The 19,087-nt window shown below is 61.2% G+C and carries 13 protein-coding genes; 8 read left to right on the forward strand and 5 right to left on the reverse strand.

Annotated elements, in window-relative coordinates; genetic code table 11:
* Nucleotides 1–6: 6 nt before the first annotated feature.
* From AC1RT4_RS16705 to glnA, 3 genes are all read right to left on the reverse strand, one after another.
* The gene (locus tag AC1RT4_RS16705; protein WP_493086431.1) at nt 7–630 is read right to left on the reverse strand and encodes a DUF4124 domain-containing protein; all 624 of its coding nucleotides are present in this window, start codon (nt 628–630) and stop codon (nt 7–9) included.
* The gene (locus tag AC1RT4_RS16710; RefSeq protein ID WP_493086432.1) at nt 627–1,136 is read right to left on the reverse strand and encodes a DUF4124 domain-containing protein; all 510 of its coding nucleotides are present in this window, start codon (nt 1,134–1,136) and stop codon (nt 627–629) included. Before AC1RT4_RS16710 ends, AC1RT4_RS16705 begins: the two co-directional genes overlap by 4 nt.
* A 178-nt stretch (nt 1,137–1,314) precedes the next feature.
* Nucleotides 1,315–2,721, reverse strand: a complete 1,407-nt coding sequence (gene glnA, locus AC1RT4_RS16715; RefSeq protein WP_007952507.1) for a glutamate--ammonia ligase — start codon at nt 2,719–2,721, stop codon at nt 1,315–1,317.
* Nucleotides 2,722–3,048: 327 nt separating this feature from the next.
* On the opposite strand from glnA, the gene thiI reads away from it, so the two are divergent.
* Together thiI and typA are read left to right on the forward strand one after the other, a co-directional pair.
* A complete protein-coding gene (thiI, locus tag AC1RT4_RS16720; protein WP_273900122.1) occupies nt 3,049–4,503 on the forward strand; it encodes a tRNA uracil 4-sulfurtransferase ThiI in 1,455 nt (484 codons plus the stop codon).
* Nucleotides 4,504–4,642: 139 nt separating this feature from the next.
* The gene (typA, locus tag AC1RT4_RS16725; protein WP_007952502.1) at nt 4,643–6,463 is read left to right on the forward strand and encodes a translational GTPase TypA; all 1,821 of its coding nucleotides are present in this window, start codon (nt 4,643–4,645) and stop codon (nt 6,461–6,463) included.
* Nucleotides 6,464–6,576: 113 nt separating this feature from the next.
* Here typA and AC1RT4_RS16730 read toward each other — a convergent pair whose 3' ends face one another.
* Nucleotides 6,577–7,014, reverse strand: a complete 438-nt coding sequence (locus tag AC1RT4_RS16730; RefSeq protein ID WP_493086435.1) for a YkgJ family cysteine cluster protein — start codon at nt 7,012–7,014, stop codon at nt 6,577–6,579.
* 258 nt (nt 7,015–7,272) lie between these two features.
* Here AC1RT4_RS16730 and AC1RT4_RS16735 point away from each other — a divergent pair, with 258 nt between their 5' ends.
* From AC1RT4_RS16735 to AC1RT4_RS16755, 5 genes are all read left to right on the forward strand, one after another.
* The gene (locus AC1RT4_RS16735; protein WP_007952498.1) at nt 7,273–9,723 is read left to right on the forward strand and encodes a glycogen/starch/alpha-glucan phosphorylase; all 2,451 of its coding nucleotides are present in this window, start codon (nt 7,273–7,275) and stop codon (nt 9,721–9,723) included.
* 102 nt (nt 9,724–9,825) lie between these two features.
* Complete coding sequence (locus tag AC1RT4_RS16740) at nt 9,826–13,416, forward strand: DUF2339 domain-containing protein (protein WP_493086437.1); 3,591 nt, start codon at nt 9,826–9,828, stop codon at nt 13,414–13,416.
* Nucleotides 13,413–14,777 carry a DUF3999 domain-containing protein gene (locus AC1RT4_RS16745; protein WP_493086439.1) on the forward strand — a complete coding sequence of 455 codons (1,365 nt, stop codon included), beginning with the start codon at nt 13,413–13,415 and terminating at the stop codon, nt 14,775–14,777. The genes AC1RT4_RS16740 and AC1RT4_RS16745 overlap by 4 nt, the downstream gene beginning before the upstream one ends.
* Nucleotides 14,778–14,972: 195 nt before the next feature.
* The gene (locus AC1RT4_RS16750; protein ID WP_007952492.1) at nt 14,973–15,983 is read left to right on the forward strand and encodes a class 1 fructose-bisphosphatase; all 1,011 of its coding nucleotides are present in this window, start codon (nt 14,973–14,975) and stop codon (nt 15,981–15,983) included.
* Nucleotides 15,984–15,986: 3 nt separating this feature from the next.
* A complete protein-coding gene (locus AC1RT4_RS16755; RefSeq protein ID WP_179692962.1) occupies nt 15,987–16,589 on the forward strand; it encodes a DUF924 family protein in 603 nt (200 codons plus the stop codon).
* A 62-nt stretch (nt 16,590–16,651) separates the two neighbouring features.
* Here AC1RT4_RS16755 and AC1RT4_RS16760 read toward each other — a convergent pair whose 3' ends face one another.
* The gene (locus tag AC1RT4_RS16760; protein WP_493086442.1) at nt 16,652–18,544 is read right to left on the reverse strand and encodes a methyl-accepting chemotaxis protein; all 1,893 of its coding nucleotides are present in this window, start codon (nt 18,542–18,544) and stop codon (nt 16,652–16,654) included.
* Nucleotides 18,545–18,826: 282 nt separating this feature from the next.
* On the opposite strand from AC1RT4_RS16760, the gene AC1RT4_RS16765 reads away from it, so the two are divergent.
* On the forward strand, nt 18,827–19,081 hold the full coding sequence (locus tag AC1RT4_RS16765; RefSeq protein WP_007952486.1) for a hypothetical protein: 255 nt from the start codon (nt 18,827–18,829) through the stop codon (nt 19,079–19,081).
* The last annotated feature ends 6 nt before the right edge of the window (nt 19,082–19,087 follow it).

The raw sequence follows: 19,087 nt of genomic DNA on the forward strand, positions 1-19,087 counted from the left end.
ACAGCGTCAGAAGAAACGCAGGAAAGGATTTTTCGGTTCGGCGGGTTTGTCTTTCAGCGGGCATTCCGGGCGAACGCCGTAGTCGGCGCTGACGCACGGTTTGACCTGACGCTTCTGTGCCAGGGAAATGCGCTGCATGTGGAACGGCTGGTTGGCGGTTTTCTCCACGGTTCGACCCTGAGCATCGAGGATCTCCACCGACAGGTTGTGGCTGCCACGATCAATGTTGCTCAGCGGGAACACCGGGCTCAGACCGGGTTCGCCGACGGCCTGGCCATCCAGCAGCAGGCGATAAAGATGACCTCGTTGCAGGCCCGGCTCGCTGGTGACGCTGACGATCAGCTCGCCGGCGCTGCTGCGAATGGTCGCGTCCGGCTCGGGGATCAGCACGCGCAGCATGTCGTAGTGGAACAGCGGCGGCTCTGCTGGTTTTTTCGACGGCTTGACCGGTGCAGCGGCGGTTGGATTCGAGGCCATGCGATTGCTGGTGGCCAGCGGCACACGCTTGGCGTTGCCGCGCGGTTGGTCCGTATAGACACGATTGCCCTGTGCGTCGATGTAAGTGAACACCTCGGCCGATGCGCCAAACGCGATCAGCAACAGGCACCAGGCAATCAGTCCCCGCATCATGGCTTGTGTACCCGCTGCACGGTGAACACCACCGCCGGACTCTGCTGAATGATCACCTCGCCATTGATCACCTGCACCGCCAGCCGATGCTCGCCCCGGTCGACGTTCACCAGCTGCAGGATCGGCACGTTGCTCGGCTGGCCATAAGGCGCGTCGTCCAGCAGCAGACGCAATTGATGCGGCGGTTGCAGGCGCGGCTTGATCAGCACGCTGACGGTGAAGGTGCCGTTGTTGGCGCGCAGGGCTTCCTCGGTGGGCAGACCGGTCAGCTCCAGTACTTCATAGGCATTGCGCGCAGGCTCACGACTGGCCGTATCGGAAGAGGGCGCATTCGGTGCCTGAGGCTGGACGCTGTTGAGCGGCGGCAACTCCACCGGCTGCGCCTGCACGCCGTCCGGCGCGTGATCGCTGTACACCGTGTTGCCGCTTGCATCGGTGTACTTGTAGATCTGCGCGGCAGCGGGCAGGGCGATCAGCAGCAGAATATAGAGAAGGGTGCGACCCATGAAATCGACCGGGATTGAATACGATGGAGTGCAGCATAGGACAGGCGCGGCGGTTGGCCCAACCCTGCACACATTCAGAGATTTTTCGGTTGATCGTGAGGCGATAAATTGCGGGCACAAAAAAGGCCTCCCGAAGGAGGCCTCTTTTTGTCACGCCGCGTAGCGCGGCGCTACCGGATCAGCAGCTGTAGTACAGCTCATATTCCAGTGGGTGTACGAAGGTGCGGACCTTGATTTCTTCTTCGGATTTCAGCGCGATGTAAGCGTCGATGAAGTCGTCGGAGAACACGCCGCCCTTGGTCAGGAACGCACGGCCCTTGTCCAGCTCTTCCAGGGCTTCTTTCAGGCTGCCGCAAACTTGCGGGATCTCTTTCGCCTCTTCAGGCGGCAGGTCGTACAGGTTTTTGTCGGCAGCATCGCCTGGGTGGATCTTGTTCTGGATACCGTCCAGACCGGCCATCAGCAGTGCTGCGAAAGCCAGGTATGGGTTGGCAGCCGGATCCGGGAAGCGGGCTTCGATACGACGGCCTTTAGGGCTGTTGACGTAAGGAATGCGGATCGAGGCGGAACGGTTGCGAGCCGAGTAGGCCAGCATGACCGGGGCTTCGAAGCCTGGCACCAGACGCTTGTAGGAGTTGGTGGCCGGGTTGGTGAAGCCGTTCAGGGCCTTACCGTGCTTGATGATGCCGCCGATGAAGTACAGGGCGGTGTCGGACAGGCCGGCATAACCTTCACCTGCGAAGGTGTTCTTGCCATCTTTGGAGATGGACATGTGAACGTGCATGCCCGAACCGTTGTCGCCGTACAGCGGCTTCGGCATGAAGGTCGCGGTGCGGCCGTAAGCGTCGGCAACGTTGTGTACAACGTATTTCAGAGTCTGAACTTCGTCAGCTTTCTTCACCAGGGTGTTGAACTTGACACCAATTTCGTTCTGACCGGCAGTTGCCACTTCGTGGTGGTGAACTTCAACGGTCTGGCCCATCTCTTCCAGCGCGTTGCACATGGAAGTACGGATTTCGTGGTCGTGGTCGAACGGCGGAACCGGGAAGTAGCCGCCTTTCACGCCTGGACGGTGGCCTTTGTTGCCGCCTTCCACGTCCTGGTCGGACATCCACGAGCCTTGCTCGGAGTAGATCTTGAACATCGAACCGGAGATGTCGGACTTGAACTTCACTTCGTCGAAGATGAAGAACTCAGGCTCTGGACCGGCGAATACGGTGTCACCGATACCGGTGGTCTTCAGGTATTCCTCGGCGCGGTGGGCGATGGCGCGCGGGTCGCGATCGTAACCTTGCATGGTCGAAGGTTCGATGATGTCGCAGACCAGGATCAGGGTCGGCTCTTCGGTGAACGGGTCCAGAACGGCGGTTTCGTCGTCCGGCAGCAGGATCATGTCGGAGGCTTCGATGCCTTTCCAGCCAGCGATGGAGGAACCGTCGAACATCTTGCCAACTTCGAAGAAGTCGTCTTCCAGCGCATCGCGAGCCGGCATGGTCACGTGGTGCTGAGTGCCTTTGGTGTCCGTGAAGCGCAGATCAATCCACTTGACGTCATGATCTTTGATGAGTTGAACCGACTTCGACATAGTGTCCTCCGGGTGAATTAGGGCGGGTAGTGGATGCCCTTAATAGTGGTGATGCCGGCGCGAATACTCTGCCAAGGCAACCTGCCTCACAAGGGAGCAAATTGCATGCCAGTGCCCCAGCATGGGTTTTTTGCCCCAAATTCACGCTTCTAAAGGTCAAAAGCGCCTTAAAGGCGAAAATCTCGCCCTTTAATGTAGCGCTCAAATCGAAAAATGACCCGTTTTGGTGCGTGCAAAACCTTCTGCACATTAACTGGTTAAACCTTGAGCAATTTCCGCTATAATCCGCGCCCCCCTTTTTCGGCTGGCCCTGCGCGCGCTGTTTTCATGAAACTAATCGTAAAAGTCTTCCCCGAGATCACCATCAAAAGCCGACCTGTCCGGACGAAATTCATCCGCCAGCTGGCCAAGAACATCCGCACCGTGCTCCGCGACCTGGACCCGGCCGTGGTGGTGAACGGTGTGTGGGACAATCTCGAGCTGGAAACCCGCGTCACCGACCCCAAGGCCCTGAAAGAGATGGGCGAACGCCTGACCTGCATGCCGGGCATCGCGCACTTTCTGCAGATCGACGAGTACCCGCTGGGCGACTTCGACGACATCACCGAGAAGTGCAAACAGCACTACGGCGATGCGCTGGCCGGGAAGATCTTTTCGGTGCGCTGCAAGCGTGCGGGCAAGCATGCGTTCAGCTCGATGGACGTCGAAAAATACGTCGGCAGCAAGCTGCGCCGTGAGTGCGGCGCTGCCGGAATCGACCTGAAACAGCCGGAAATCGAAGTCCGTATCGAAGTTCGCGACAAACGGTTGTTCGTGATCCACAGCCAGCACAATGGCATCGGCGGCTACCCGCTCGGTGCGCTGGAGCAGACGCTGGTGCTGATGTCCGGCGGCTTTGACTCGACGGTTGCCGCGTACCAGATCATTCGTCGCGGTCTGATGACGCACTTCTGCTTCTTCAATCTGGGCGGTCGTGCCCACGAATTGGGCGTAATGGAAGTCGCGCATTTCATCTGGAAGAAGTACGGCAGCTCGCAACGCGTGCTATTTGTCAGTGTTCCGTTCGAAGAAGTATTGGGCGAAATTCTCGGCAAGGTCGACGACAGTCATATGGGCGTCGTATTGAAGCGTATGATGTTGCGCGCAGCGTCGAGCATTGCCGAACGCCTGCACATCGATGCGCTGGTTACCGGCGAAGCGATTTCCCAGGTATCGAGCCAGACGTTGCCGAACCTGTCGGTCATCGATTGCGTCACCGACAAGCTGGTGCTGCGACCGCTGATCGTCGCCCACAAGCAGGACATCATCGACACGGCCGACCAGATCGGTACCGGTGATTTCGCCCGGCACATGCCGGAATACTGCGGCGTCATCTCGGTCAATCCGAAGACCGCCGCCAAGCGTGGCCGGGTCGAGCACGAAGAGCAGGAATTCGACATGGCGGTGCTCGAGCGTGCGCTCGCAAACGCCAGACTGGTGCCAATCGATCGGGTGATCGACGAATTGGGCCAGGATTTGCAGATCGAAGAAGTCAGCGAAGCGCTGGCCGGTCAGATCGTCATCGACATCCGTCACCCGGATGCCGCCGAGGATGACCCGCTGGAACTCGCCGGCATAGAGGTACAGACGATGCCGTTCTACGCAGTGAACGCTCGTTTCAAGGAACTGGACCCTACTCGCCAGTACCTGCTGTATTGCGACAAAGGCGTGATGAGTCGCCTGCATGCCCACCATTTGCTCAGTGAGGGGCATGCCAATGTGCGCGTTTATCGACCGAGCTAAGTGCCCGGGGCTGTTTGCCTGTGGCCTGCGTCACCGGCCCCCCGACACCGCCGTCAAGCTGTAACGGCCATGCCGGACACTACTGTCAATCGCTGCCAAGACTTGTCAGCAAACCGAATCCTCTGATCGAGATACACAAGTGATCGAAAATCTACGCAACATCGCCATCATTGCCCACGTTGACCATGGTAAGACCACCCTGGTAGACAAACTCCTGCGTCAATCCGGCACCCTGGAGCGCAACGAGCTCAACGACGAGCGCGTGATGGACTCCAACGACCAGGAAAAAGAGCGCGGCATTACCATTCTGGCGAAAAACACCGCCATCAACTGGAACGGCTACCACATCAACATCGTGGACACCCCGGGCCACGCCGACTTCGGCGGCGAAGTTGAGCGCGTAATGTCCATGGTTGACTCCGTGCTGCTGCTGGTCGACGCTCAAGACGGCCCTATGCCGCAAACCCGTTTCGTGACCAAGAAGGCTTTCGAAGCCGGCCTGCGTCCAATCGTGGTCATCAACAAGGTTGACCGTCCGGGCGCGCGTCCTGACTGGGTTCTGGACCAGATCTTCGATCTGTTCGACAACCTGGGCGCTACCGAAGAACAACTGGACTTCCAGGTTGTTTACGCTTCGGCCCTGAACGGCATCGCCGGTCTGGACCACACCGCCATGGGCGAAGACATGACCGCGCTGTACCAGGCGGTAGTCGACCACGTTCCGCCTCCGGCTGTTGACCGTGACGGTCCGTTCCAGATGCAGATTTCCGCTCTGGACTACAACAGCTTCCTGGGTGTTATCGGTGTTGGCCGTATCGCTCGTGGTCGCGTCAAGCCGAACACCCCGGTTGTCGCTATCAGCGCCGACGGCAAGCGCCGCAACGGTCGTATCCTGAAGCTGATGGGTCACCACGGTCTGCACCGCGTTGACGTTGAAGAAGCTGCAGCTGGCGACATCGTCTGCATCAGCGGTTTCGACGAGCTGTTCATCTCCGACACCCTGTGCGACATCAACAACGTCGAGGCGATGAAGCCTCTGACCGTTGACGAGCCAACCGTTTCCATGACCTTCCAGGTAAACGACTCGCCATTCTGCGGTAAAGAAGGCAAGTTCGTGACCTCCCGTAACATCAAGGATCGTCTGGACAAAGAGCTGCTGTACAACGTTGCACTGCGCGTTGAAGAAGGCGACTCGGCTGACAAGTTCAAGGTATCCGGCCGTGGTGAGCTGCACCTCTCGGTACTGATCGAAACCATGCGTCGCGAAGGCTTCGAGCTGGCCCTGGGCCGTCCTGAAGTGATCATCCGTGAAGTTGACGGCGTGAAGCAGGAACCGTTCGAAAACGTGACCATCGACATCCCTGAAGAATCGCAGGGCAAGGTCATGGAAGAAATGGGTCTGCGTAAAGGCGACCTGAGCAACATGGTGCCGGATGGCAAAGGCCGTGTTCGTCTGGAATACAACATCCCTGCTCGCGGTCTGATCGGTTTCCGTAACCAGTTCCTGACCCTGACCAACGGTGCTGGCATCCTGACCTCGATCTTCGACCGTTACGCTCCAGTGAAGTCGGGCCACATGTCCGGCCGTCAGAACGGCGTTCTGGTTTCGGTTGAAACCGGCAAGGCACTGACCTACTCCCTGGAAACCCTGCAGGCTCGTGGCAAGCTGTTCGTAGAACACGGCCAGGAGATCTACAACGGTCAGATCGTTGGTCAGAACTCCCGCGACAACGACCTGGGTGTGAACCCAACCAAAGGCAAGAAGCTCGACAACATGCGTGCTTCGGGTAAAGACGAAACCATCGCTCTGGTCCCACCTGTTCGCTTCACCCTGGAACAGGCTCTGGAATACATCCAGGAAGACGAGCTGTGCGAAGTTACTCCTAAGTCCATCCGTCTTCGCAAGAAGATCCTGGACGAAAGCGAGCGTACCCGCGCTGCCAAGAAAGCCAAGGCATAAGATTTAGCCAAGGCTGAAAAAAACGCCCCCGGTCGAGAGACCGGGGGCGTTTTTGTTTGTCTGGCTTTTGAAAGTATTGTTCCCACGCAGAGCGTGGGAACGATCAAGCAGGATCAGAAGCGTTCGATCGACCGCGAATTCTGCACCCGCTCCACTTCCTTCGGCTTGTACGCGCAATAGCCCGGGCGCGGGCCGATCTTCGGGTGGTTGCGGCAGGTGTCCGGGCGCTTGTCATAAATGGTGCACAGGCGGCTCTTACGATCCAGGTAGTAGCAATCGTTGTTGCTCATGCGCTGCAGGGTGAAGATCCCCGACTTCTGGTTGAAGCGCTCGACCAGACCTTCCTTTTGCAGACGCTTAGCGATGTTCTTCGGCGGGTCACCCAGTTCGAACTCGTCGACCACACCGATGCGCACCAGGTCCTTGATCTTGACCTCGACCGGCAGCGTGCAGCAGCTGGAAACGCACGAGTCGCACATCGGGGCCGAATATTTGGCCCAGGTATCGAGACGGTCGATCTCGGCTGCGGCGATCAGGTTGGGCTTCATCATCGGTGTTTACCAGGCGTGTGCATCAGGGCGCGCGATCATACCGGGACTGATGGATTTTTGAACAACCTTTCGCCAGATTTTTTCTTCATGAATCCACATCGTCCGACAATTCGGCACGGCCCCTGCATTCATTACGGCATTCGCCAGGGTATTGCCGGACGAAGTCTCACTCTCAGGAAAAACTGCCGAACCAGAGCCCCTACCGTCGGTCAGACCGTCTAGGCTCTGACAATTCCCCGCTCGCTCGAGGTCCTATCGATGACTCAAGAACCACTAGTTCGCGAAGCAGAGGTGGCCGCATTCCGCGACGCCGTCCTGACCAAACTCACCTACGCGGTGGGCAAAGACCCGGATCACGCCTTCGACCATGACTGGTTCGAAGCCATCGCCCTGGCGGCGCGCGATCACATGGTCGAGCACTGGATGGACCACACCCGGCAGATCTACCGCAAAGGCCAGAAGCGGGTGTATTACCTCTCGCTGGAATTCCTCATCGGCCGCCTGCTGTACGACAGCCTGAGCAACCTCGGTCTGCTGGACGTCGCCCGTGAAGCTTTGACCGAACTGGGCGTCGATCTGGAGCGCATCCGCATCCTGGAGCCGGATGCGGCACTGGGCAATGGTGGTCTCGGACGGCTGGCGGCGTGCTTCATGGAAAGCATGTCGACCCTCGGCATCGCCGGCCACGGCTACGGCATTCGTTATGAGCACGGGTTGTTCCGCCAGGCCATCGTCGATGGCTGGCAACAGGAGCAGACCGAGCACTGGCTGGATTTCGGCAACCCCTGGGAGTTCGAGCGGCCAGAGGTGGTCTATCCGATCGGCTTTGGCGGCAGCGTCGAGACCGTCACCGACGCCAGCGGCAAGTCCCGGCAAGTCTGGCACCCGGCGGAAACCGTGCGGGCGATTGCCTACGACACCCCGGTGGTCGGCTGGCGCGGAGCGAGCGTCAACACCTTGCGCCTGTGGCGGGCGAGGGCCATGGAAGATTTGCATCTGGAGCGCTTCAACGCCGGTGACCACTTGGGTGCCGTCGCCGAAGTGGCCCGGGCTGAAAGTATCTCCCGCGTGCTTTACCCGGCGGACAGCACCGAAGCCGGGCAGGAACTGCGCCTGCGTCAGGAATATTTTTTCGTCGCCGCGTCGCTTCAGGATTTGCTGCGCCGTCACCGCAACATGCACACCTCGGTGCTGACCCTCGGCGATCACGCGGCAATCCAGCTCAACGACACGCACCCATCGATCGCCGTCGCCGAACTGATGCGCCAACTGGTCGACGTCTATGACGTGGCCTGGGATGCGGCGTGGCAAGTTACCGTCGACACGCTTTCGTACACCAACCACACGCTGCTGCCCGAAGCGCTGGAAACCTGGCCGGTGGGGCTGATGGAACGCATGCTGCCGCGGCACATGCAGATCATTTACTTGATCAACGCCCAGCACATCGATTCGCTGCGGGCCAAGGGCATCCACGATTTCGACGTGCTGCGCGCGGTGTCGCTGATCGAGGAAGACAACGGCCGCCGGGTGCGCATGGGCAACCTCGCGTTTCTCGGTTCCCACAGCGTCAACGGCGTGTCCGGGCTGCACACGCAGCTGATGCGCAAAACCGTGTTCGCCGAACTGCACAAGCTGTATCCGGAGCGGATCAACAACAAGACCAACGGCATCACCTTCCGCCGCTGGCTGTACCAGGCCAACCCGGAACTGACGTCGATGCTGGTCGATTCCCTCGGTGCGGATGTTCTGGATAACCCGGAACAGCGTCTGCTCGATCTTGAGCCGTTCGCCGAAAAACCCGCCTTCCGCAAAGCCTTTGCCGAGCAGCGGCTGCACAGCAAAAAGGCCCTGGCTTACCTGATCCATGAACGGCTGGGGATCGCGGTCAACCCGGCGGCGATGTTCGACGTGCAGGTCAAACGGATCCACGAATACAAGCGTCAGTTGCTCAATTTGATGCACACCGTCGCGCTGTATCAGGCGATCCGCGCCGAACCGGAAATCGACTGGGTGCCACGGGTGAAAATCTTCGCCGGCAAGGCAGCGGCGAGTTATCACCAGGCCAAGCTGATCATCAAACTGACCAACGACATCGCCCGGGTGGTAAACAACGACCCGACCGTGCGCGGCCTGCTCAAAGTGGTGTTTCTGCCCAACTACAACGTCAGCCTGGCGGAGAGCATCATTCCGGCGGCGGACCTGTCGGAGCAGATCTCCACCGCCGGTTTCGAGGCCTCGGGCACCAGCAACATGAAGTTCGGCCTGAACGGTGCGCTGACCATCGGCACCCTCGACGGCGCCAACGTGGAGATGTGCGAAAACATCGGTGCCGAGCACATGTTCATCTTCGGCCTCAGTGCCCAGCAGGTCGAGGCGCGCAAGCAGAACCACGAGTTCAGCGCCTTGCCGGACATCGCTGCGTCCCATCGCCTCAATGATGTATTGCAAGCAATCCGCAGCGGGGTGTTCTCGCCGGATGACACGTCGCGCTACACCGGGCTGATCGATTCGCTGGTGGATTACGACCGGTTCTTCGTCTGCGCCGATTTCGACTCCTATTGGGATGCGCAGATGCGTGTCGATGCGCATTGGCACGACGCCAACAACTGGTGGCGTTCGGCGGTGCTGAACACCTCACGCATGGGCTGGTTCTCCTCCGACCGGACGATCCGCGAGTACGCCACGGATATCTGGAAGGCACTGGAGTAACTTTTAGCGACAAATGTGCGCCCGGCCCCACGATTGTGGGGCCGGGCCGATATACTGAGCCTTGGTTCCGCCCCGCCACGGGGCTGCTCAGGGATATCGACCATGCAATGGATGTTCATGTTGATCGGGCTGCTGCTCGGCTGGCTGCTCGACGAGTCGTTCAGCGATGCGCTGTTGGGCGCGTTGCTGGGGCTCGCCATCGGGCAGGCGATGCGCATCGCGCGGCTCGGTTCACAGGCTGCCGAGCAACAGCGTCAGCTGGATCACGCGAAGATCGCGTTACAGGGCGTCGAGCAGCGACTGTTTCTGCTGGAGGGCGCTCCAGTGCATTCGCCGGCGCCGCCGAGTGTCGCGCCGGCCAGCGAAACGATCGTTGAACCCGTCACGGTATTTGAACAACCCTCTGCCGCAGAACCCGAGCTGGTCTGGGAACTGCCACCCGAACTCGAACCTGTCGCCGTCGCTGCCAGCGAACCCGGCCAGCTGCTGCCGGCCGATGTCTGGCGCCCGGAGCCCGTCACCCGCGAAGCACAACCGCCCGCCGAACCCCGTGGCCCGAACCTTATTGAGCGCGGCATCAGCGCTGCGCGCAACTGGTTGTTCGGTGGCAATACCGTGCTGCGGGTCGGGGTGGTGCTGTTGTTCTTCGGTCTGGCGTTCCTGCTGCGCTACGCCACCGAAGGCATGGTGGTGCCGATCGAATTGCGTTACGCCGGGGTCGCGGCGGCAGCGTTGGGATTGCTGGCGCTGGGTTGGTGGTTGCGCCATCGCAACAACAGCTACGCCTTGATGCTGCAAGGCACCGGGATTGCGGTGTTGTACCTGACGGTGTTTGCGGCGATGCGTCTGCACCCGCTGCTCGATCCGTCTGCCGCGCTGGGCTTGCTGGTGGCGGTGACGGTGTTTTCGGCCATTCTGGCCATCACCCAGGATTCCCTGGCCCTGGCCTGCGTCGCCGCACTGGGCGGTTTCGCCGCGCCGATTCTGACGTCGACCGGCGCCGGCAACCATGTCGCGTTGTTCAGTTATTTCGCATTGCTCAACGCCGGCATTCTGGCCATCGCCTGGTTCAAGGCCTGGCGCCTGCTCAACCTGATCGGCTTCGTGGGCACCTTCGGCATCGGTTTCGCCTGGGGCCTGCGTTCGTACACGCCGGAGCTGTTGTGGAGCACCGAGCCGTTCCTGATTCTGTTCTTCCTGATGTACCTCGCCATCGGCCTGCTGTTCGCCCGACGCAAGTTGCTGGACGTGCCGGACGCCCCGGCGGACGACGATCGCGAGGCGCTGTTGCACTGGTCGGCGCGCAAGGGCGACTACGTCGACGGCACAATGCTCTTCGGTCCGCCGCTGGTGGGTTTCGGTCTGCAATTCGCGCTGGTCCAGCATCTTGAGTTTGCGGCGGCATTCAGCGCACTGGCGCTGGGCATGATCTACATGGCCCTCGCCAAAGTGTTGATGGGCGGCCGCGCATTGTTGCTGGGCGAGACTTGCCTGGCGCTCGGGGTGATTTTTGCCAGTCTGGCGATTCCGCTGGGGCTGGATGCGCGCTGGACCTCCGCCGCCTGGGCGGTGGAGGGCGCGGGGATTTTCTTACTGGGCTTGCGTCAGCAACGGCCGTTGGCCCGGGCCTTCGCGTTGCTGCTGCAACTGGGCTCGGCGCTGGCGTTTCTCAGCCAGTTGCGTGTTGGCGAAAGCAGTCTGCTCGACGGTGCGCCGTTGGGCGCATTGATGCTCGGCGCGGCGTTGTTGTTCAGCTTCTATCAATTGCGCAAGGCGTCGCCGGAGCAAACTTCACCGTGGGAACGTCAGGGCTTGCCGGTGCTGGCGTGCTTGGGGCTGACCTTTCTGTATCTGCTGGCGCCGTTGTTCTTCTTCACTCAGGGCACGGCAATCAGTTGGGCATTGGCCGGTCTGGTGACCTTGTTCGTCGGCTTGCGCCTGCAATCGCGAACCTTCCTGTTCACCGCGTTTGCCGTGCAACTGCTCGGCGGGGCGTTGTTCCTGTTGCGCCTGCAAGGGGCGGGCGAGGATTCGGCGGCCGTGTTCAGCGCCGGCTGGAGCGGTCTGCTCAGCGCCTCGCTGATCGGTCTGGCGTTGATCGCCGGCATGCTGCTGGCGGCGCGCGACGAGATGGTGCGCAGCGATGTGCGTCTGCTGCGCGGGTTGTCGGTGGTGCTGCTGGCGGGTCTGATGCTGATCAATCTGGCGGTGTTGTTCGTGCTGCCATGGCAGACCGCGAGTGCGGTGTGGGCGGCCAGTGGCTTGCTGATCATCTGGCTCAGCCTGTACCTCAAGCAGCGCGTGAGTTTTGTCTTCGGTCTGCTGTTGCAACTGATCGGCGGCGCAGCGTTTTTGCTGGCCGGCCCCGAACTGCTCGGGCCGTTGTCCAGCGAAGGTCTGCGACCGCTGGCCCATGGCGGATTCTGGACGCCGCTGGTGCTGGGCCTGGCGGCGATGATCGGGGCGTGGCGCCTGCAACTGGGCAATCACGCCTCGGCGTTCGACGTGCTGAGTCTGCAGCGCCTGTCCGACGTGTTGCTGGTGTGGGGCGCTGGTTGGTGGGCACTGGCGTGGGTCAGCGAAGTGCTGCGGTTTGCGCCGTTGAATCTGCAGGCGCCGCTGTTGCTGCTGGTCGCCGCGCTGAGCGTTGCGTTGTGGACGCTGTTGGCCCTGCGTCTGAAATGGCCGTCGCTCGGGTTGCTCTGCACCGTGCTGATTCCGGCGGCCGGACTGGTGTTGCTCGGCGCGTGGCACTCGCGTTATCACCCGGCGGCGGATTTCGGCTGGCTGGCCTGGGCGGCGGTGTTCGTCGTGCATTTCATCAGCCTGCGGTGTCTGGCGCCGATGTTGCCGGCGCGGTCTTTGAGCACGGCGCATGTGCTCGGTTGCTGGCTGCTGATCGGCGTGCTGGCGCTGGAGTTGCGCTACGGCCTGCTGCTGTTGTCCGAGCAATACAACGCCTGGCGCTGGCTGGGCTGGGCGATTCTGCCGAGTGTGTATCTGTTGCTGATGGCCGCACCGCGTCAGTGGCCATGGCCGGTGGCGGCGTTCCCTCGCGAATATCGCCTGTACGCGGCGGCGCCGCTGGCGGTGCTGATGCTGGTCTGGTTCTGGCTGGCCAATGGCGTCAGCGATGGCAATGCCGAGCCGCTGCCTTATGTGCCGCTGCTCAATCCGCTGGAATTGGGTCTGCTGTTTGCACTGTTCGGTGTCTACGTCTGGTCACGAAGCGTCGTTGCCGAGCTGTCGATCCGCCAGGATTACGCGGCTTACGCAACGCAACTGATCGCCGGCGTTTCGCTGTTCGCGTTCTGCACTGCGCTGGTCACCCGCGCCGCGCACCATTGGGCCGGCATTCCGTTCGAGCTGGATCTGCTGCTCGAATCGATGCTGGTGCAGGCCGGGTTGTCCATCGTCTGGACGCTGATGGCGCTCGGGCTGATGATCGGCGGGCACCTGCGTCATCGCCGCGAAGTGTGGCTGATCGGCGCGGCGCTGATTGCGCTGGTGGTGGCCAAACTGATTTTTGTCGAATTGAGCAACCGTGGCGGACTGGCCCGGATTGTCTCGTTCATCGGCGTCGGCGTGTTGCTGCTGGTGGTGGGCTATTTTGCGCCGCTGCCCCCCAAACGCGTCGAAGCTGCACCGGCGGCGGACAAACCGGCCCCGGAAACCGAAGGAGTGTCGTCTTGAGTCGCAAGCTTAATCTCGGGTGGCTGTTGCTGGGCGTGGCCATGACGGCCGGCGCCCAGGAAAAACCGGCGGACTTCGCCGCGCAGGTGCCGTTGTCGGTCAGCGGTTCCGGCCCGTGGTATCGCCTCGAACTGCCGCTGAGTGTGCAGTTGCAGGCGCGTCAGACCGATCTCAGCGACCTGCGGGTATTCAACGCCGCCGGAGAACCGCAGGCCTATGCGCTGGCCCGGGAATCAGCGCAGACCCGCGACGATGGCCAGTTGCATGAGGTGAAGTGGTTCCCGTTGTACAACTCGGCGGATGCCACCGAACGCGCGCCGAGCGTTCGCGTGCAATCCACCACCACCGGCACGCTGGTGGAAGTGCAGCCGTCCAGTCAGCTCGAAGCCGGTGAAGAAGTGCTGCGCGGCTGGCTGCTCGATGCCAGTGCGATCAAGGCGCCGTTGCAGCAACTGATCCTCGATTGGACCAGCGAGCGCGACGGCTTCCAGCGTTTCAGCATCGAGGCCAGCGACGATCTGCAGCACTGGCAAGCCTGGGGCGAAGGCCAGGTCGCGCGCCTGACCTTTGCCGACGAACGGGTCGAGCAGCATGAGGTGGCGTTGCCGGGGCAATCGGCGCGGTATCTGCGTCTGCTCTGGGATTCGCCGGCCTCGGCGCCGGTGCTGACGTCGGCGCAACTGAAAAGCAGCGATCCGCGCAACCTGCCGCTGCCATTGGTCTGGTCGCCGGCGCTGGCCGGCAGCAGCGGCAAGGCCGGGGAATACACCTGGCAGTTGCCGATGGGGCTGAACATCGAGCGGGTGCAGGTCGAACTGAAACAGGCCAACAGCCTGGCACCGGTGACGTTGTCGGGGCGTCGCGAAAGCAGTCTGCCGTGGCAACCGCTGAGCAGCGGCTTGCTCTATCGTCTGACCCAGAACGGCCAGGACGTGGTGCAGAACGAATTGCAGCTCTACGGGCAGACCGTGAAGCAGTTGAAACTGACGGTCGACGAGCGCGGCGGCGGTCTCGGCGAACAGGCACCGAGCGTGAAATACGCGGTGCGCGCCACTCAGGTGATCTTCCTCGCGCGTGGCGAAGGGCCGTACAGCCTGGCGCTGGGCAATCCGACCGTGAAGACGGCGAACCTGCCGCTGACCACGCTGATCCCCGATTTCAAACCGGAGAAGCTGGCCACGCTGGGCAAGGCCACGGTGCAGGGCGACGCGCTGGCGACCCAGACTTCGACGGCCACCACCTCGGCCACGGCGGACACCAACTGGAAGAAGTTCGGCCTGTGGGCGGTGTTGCTGCTCAGCGTGCTGTTTCTGGCGGCGATGGCCTTCAGTCTGCTGCGCAAGCCGCCGACCAAGTCCTGAATATGACGGGTGTGGCCTCTACACCCGTCGGGTTTCCAACTACGCTGAATCCGGTGCCTGAACTCTCTCGGTTCGATCACGTCTGATAGCAGGAATTGCACCCGACGCACGTTACCGGGCGTCATTGCTCGCTACGGTTTCAGACTCCCTGTAAACTGCGCGGGTTTTTAGCCCCCCATTCCACCGGAGCCGTCCATGTCCCGCGTTACCCTGAGTCGCTATTTGATTGAGCAGACCCGCAGCAACAACACTCCTGCCGATCTGCGCTTCCTGATCGAAGTGGTGGCGCGTGCCTGTAAAGAGATCAGCCACGCCGTGTCCAAAGGCGCCCTGGGCGGTGTTCTGGGCAGCATGGGCACGGAAAACGTGCAAGGCGAAGTGCAGAAGAAGCTCGACGTGCTGTCGAACGAGATCCTGCTCGAAGCCAACGAGTGGGGCGGTCACCTGGCCGGCATGGCTTCCGAAGAAATGGACAACGCCTACCAGATCCCGGGCAAATACCCGAAAGGCGCCTACCTGTTGGTATTCGACCCGCTGGACGGTTCGTCGAACATCGACATCAACGCCCCGGTCGGCACCATCTTCTCCGTGCTGCGTTGCCCGAACGAATACCTGAGCCAGAACGAAGCGCTGGATGAAAAGGCCTTCCTGCAGCCAGGCACTCAGCAGGTTGCCGCCGGTTATGCCATCTACGGCCCGCAAACCATGCTGGTGCTGACCCTGGGCCACGGCGTGAAAGGCTTCACCCTGGATCGCGAAATGGGCAGCTTCGTTCTGACCCACGAAGACATCACCATTCCTGAATCCACCCAGGAATTCGCTATCAACATGTCCAACCAGCGTCACTGGGAAGCTCCGGTACAGCGCTACGTTTCGGAATTGCTGGCCGGTGAAGAAGGCCCGCTGAAAAAGAACTACAACATGCGTTGGGTCGCGGCCATGGTTGCCGACGTGCACCGCATCCTGACCCGTGGCGGTCTGTTCATGTACCCGCGCGACAGCCGCGAGCCGTCCAAACCGGGCAAACTGCGCCTGATGTACGAAGCCAACCCGATGTCGTTCCTGGTGGAACAGGCTGGCGGCGCTTCCACCGACGGCCACCAGCGCATCCTCGACATCAAGCCTGAAGGCCTGCACCAGCGCGTAGCGGTGTTCCTCGGCTCGAAAGAAGAAGTCGCCCGCGCCACGGCTTACCACAAGGAATAAACCATGAACGCGCCCTGGCAGCCGTTGCTCGATTGGTGGTTCGGACACTCCGAATCGGCTACTGAAGTGACGGCGCAACAGGGCGGGTTGTGGTTCGGCAAGAAAGACAGCCAGGACCTCGAAGCGCGTGAGCGTTTCGGGGTCTTTGTCGATCAGGCCCTCGCTGGCGAATTGACCGAGTGGACGCAACGTCCCGAAGGCTGGCTGGCGGTGGTGTTGCTGCTCGATCAACTTCCGCGAATGATCTTTCGCGATACGCCCAAGGCTTTTTCCGGTGATCTACGGGCCCAGAAACTGGTTGCTCAGGGGATTGCTGCAGACTTCGATCGGCAGTTGAAACCGATCCAGCGACTCTTCATCTACCTCGTCTTCGAACACTGCGAAAACCTCGCGGTGCAGAATGAAGCGGTTTCGCGATTCATCGAGCTAGTGGCTGAGCAGCCGGAGGCGGAGCGCGGGGTGTTTGCCGACAACCTGGATTATGCCGAGCGGCATCAGCGGGTGATTGCGCGGTTTGGACGGTTTCCGCATCGCAATGCGGTGTTGGGGCGGGAGTCTACGGTTGAGGAGCTGGAGTTTCTTTCGCAGCCGGGGTCGAGTTTCTGAATCAGCATTAAAACGACTGACCTCTTCGCAGGAGCGCCCGCGAAGAGATCAGTGATAGTGCCTTAAATCCTGAAGCTGCCCACCAACTGCTTGAGTCGCGCAGCCTGCTGCTCCAGATCCGCACAAGCCCGCAAAGTAGCCTGCAAGTTCTCCACACCTTCCTGGTTCAGCGTGTTGATCTCGTTGATATCAACGTTGATCGACTCGACCACCGCCGTCTGCTCTTCCGTCGCCGTGGCCACCGACTGGTTCATGCCGTCGATCTCGCCGATGCGCTGGGTCACGCTGCCCAGGCGTTCGCCGGCCTGGTTGGCGATGCCGACGCTGCTTTCGCTCTCGCGCTGGCTCTCGGTCATGATGCCGACCGCCTGACGCGCGCCGACTTGCAGCTCTTCAATCATCTTCTGCACTTGCTGCGCCGAATCCTGGGTGCGGTGCGCCAGGTTGCGGACTTCGTCGGCGACCACGGCGAAACCACGACCGGCCTCACCGGCACGGGCCGCTTCGATGGCGGCGTTGAGCGCCAGCAGGTTGGTCTGCTGGGAGATGCTGGTGATCACTTCCAGAATCTGCCCGATGTTCACGGTGTTGCTGTTCAGGGTTTCGATGTTGCCGCAGGAGTCGCTGATCTTCGCCGACAGCTGTTGCATGGCGTGGATGGTTTTATCCACAACCTGCTGGCCGTCTTCGGCCAGGCTGCGCGCGTCGCTGGAATGTTGCGAGGCGAGGGCGGCGTTCTGGGCGATTTCCTGGGCGGCGGCGCCTAGCTGGTTGATCGCGGCGGCCACGCTGTTGGTGCGCGAGGCCTGCTGGTCGGAGTTGAACATCGACGAGTTGGACGCTGCGACCACGCGCAGGGCGACTTCGTTGACCTGGCCGGTGGCCGAGGACACTTCGCGGATCGAAGTGTGGATGCGCTCGACGAAACGGTTGAACGACAGACCCAGCGCACCGAATTCATCGTGGCCGTGGATGGTCAGGCGTTTGGTCAGGTCACCTTCGCCTTCGGCGATGTCGTGCATGGCGCGGCCCATGGTCAGCAACGGCTGCATCAGCACGCGGATCAGCATGCCGAGCAGGGCGATGATGATCACCACCGCAATGACCATGGCGATCAGCGCCGAGGTGCGGAACTCGCTGAGCATCGAGAACGCGGTGTCCTTGTCCAGCACCAGCGCCACGTACCAGTCGGCCGACGGCACGCCGTTGACGTGGGTGAAGGAGATCAATTGGGTCTTGCCGTCGAACTCGACTTCTTTCAGGCCCGGGCTGACTTTCGGCGCGCCGTTGGGATAGGCCTCTGCCAAGGTCTTGAGCACCAGTTTGCTGTCCGGGTGGATCAGGATCTTGCCGTCGGCACCGACGATGAACGCATGACCGTGGCCGCCGAAGTTCAGCGAGTTGATGATCGCGCTGACGCTCGACAGGTCAATGTCGGCGCCGGCCACACCGATCATCTGGCCCTGGCGCTGCACCGGCGTGGCGACTGTGATCACCAGTTTGCCCGACGAGGCGGCGATGTACGGTTCGGTGACGATGGTCTGTTGCGCAGCGTTGGCTGCCTTGTACCAGCCACGGGCGCGCGGATCGTAATCCGGTGCGCGGTTGCCGGCCGGGACCGAGAACATCACGCCGTCGGCGCCGCCGAAGTAGCTGAGCTGGAAATTGCCGGTGTAGGCGGGCAGGTCGATGATGCGTTTCAGGTTGGCCGGGGCGTTGCCGTCGGCGACAACCTGCTGCGCCATCGATTGCAGCAACTGGATGCGGCTTTCCAGCCAGGTCTGGATGTTGCTGGTGGTCAGGCTGCCCAGTTCCTGCATCGACGCTTCGGTGCTGCTTTGCAGGGCTTCGCGCTGGCGATAGTCGTTGAACAAAATGAAACAGGCGAACGCAACGGCCACCACGAGGGCGGCAGCCAACAAGATCTTGTGGCTGAATTTCATGTTTCTGGTCATTAAGTGAGCTACCGCGAAGGGGCTGGTCAAGAAAGGGCGGCAATTTGCCACACTCTGGGGCTTTGCGCTGCTCTTATTTCGACCGCTGCGCGCCAAAGATTAGGCGCCTTTTGCGAAATACGACGAAATGCTCAATAGCCTTACAAACTGTCTGATTTACCGGCGAAAGCCGGACGAGCGGGCTAACAAATAGCCAGCCTCCCAGGGAACCAGACAGGGGTTTTCTCTTCTAAGCTTCTGGTTGGCGCCATGCCATCCCCCTTCCGTTCCAGGAGTTACACCATGTCGCTGCGATCTATCGCCCTGCTGTCGTTTTGCGTGCTGTTGGCCGCATGCAGCAAGGTCAATCAGGAAAACTATTCGAAGCTCTCGGCCGGCATGGCCAAGGCCGAAGTGGAGACGCTGCTTGGCAAGCCCACCGATTGCTCGGGCGCGCTCGGCATGTCCAGTTGCACCTGGGGCGACAAGAACAGCTTTATCAGCGTGCAGTACGCCGGTGACAAAGTGCTGATGTTTTCCGGCCAAGGCCTGAAGTAAACCGGG

The organism is Pseudomonas sp. GW821-FHT11D10, from assembly GCF_058808435.1.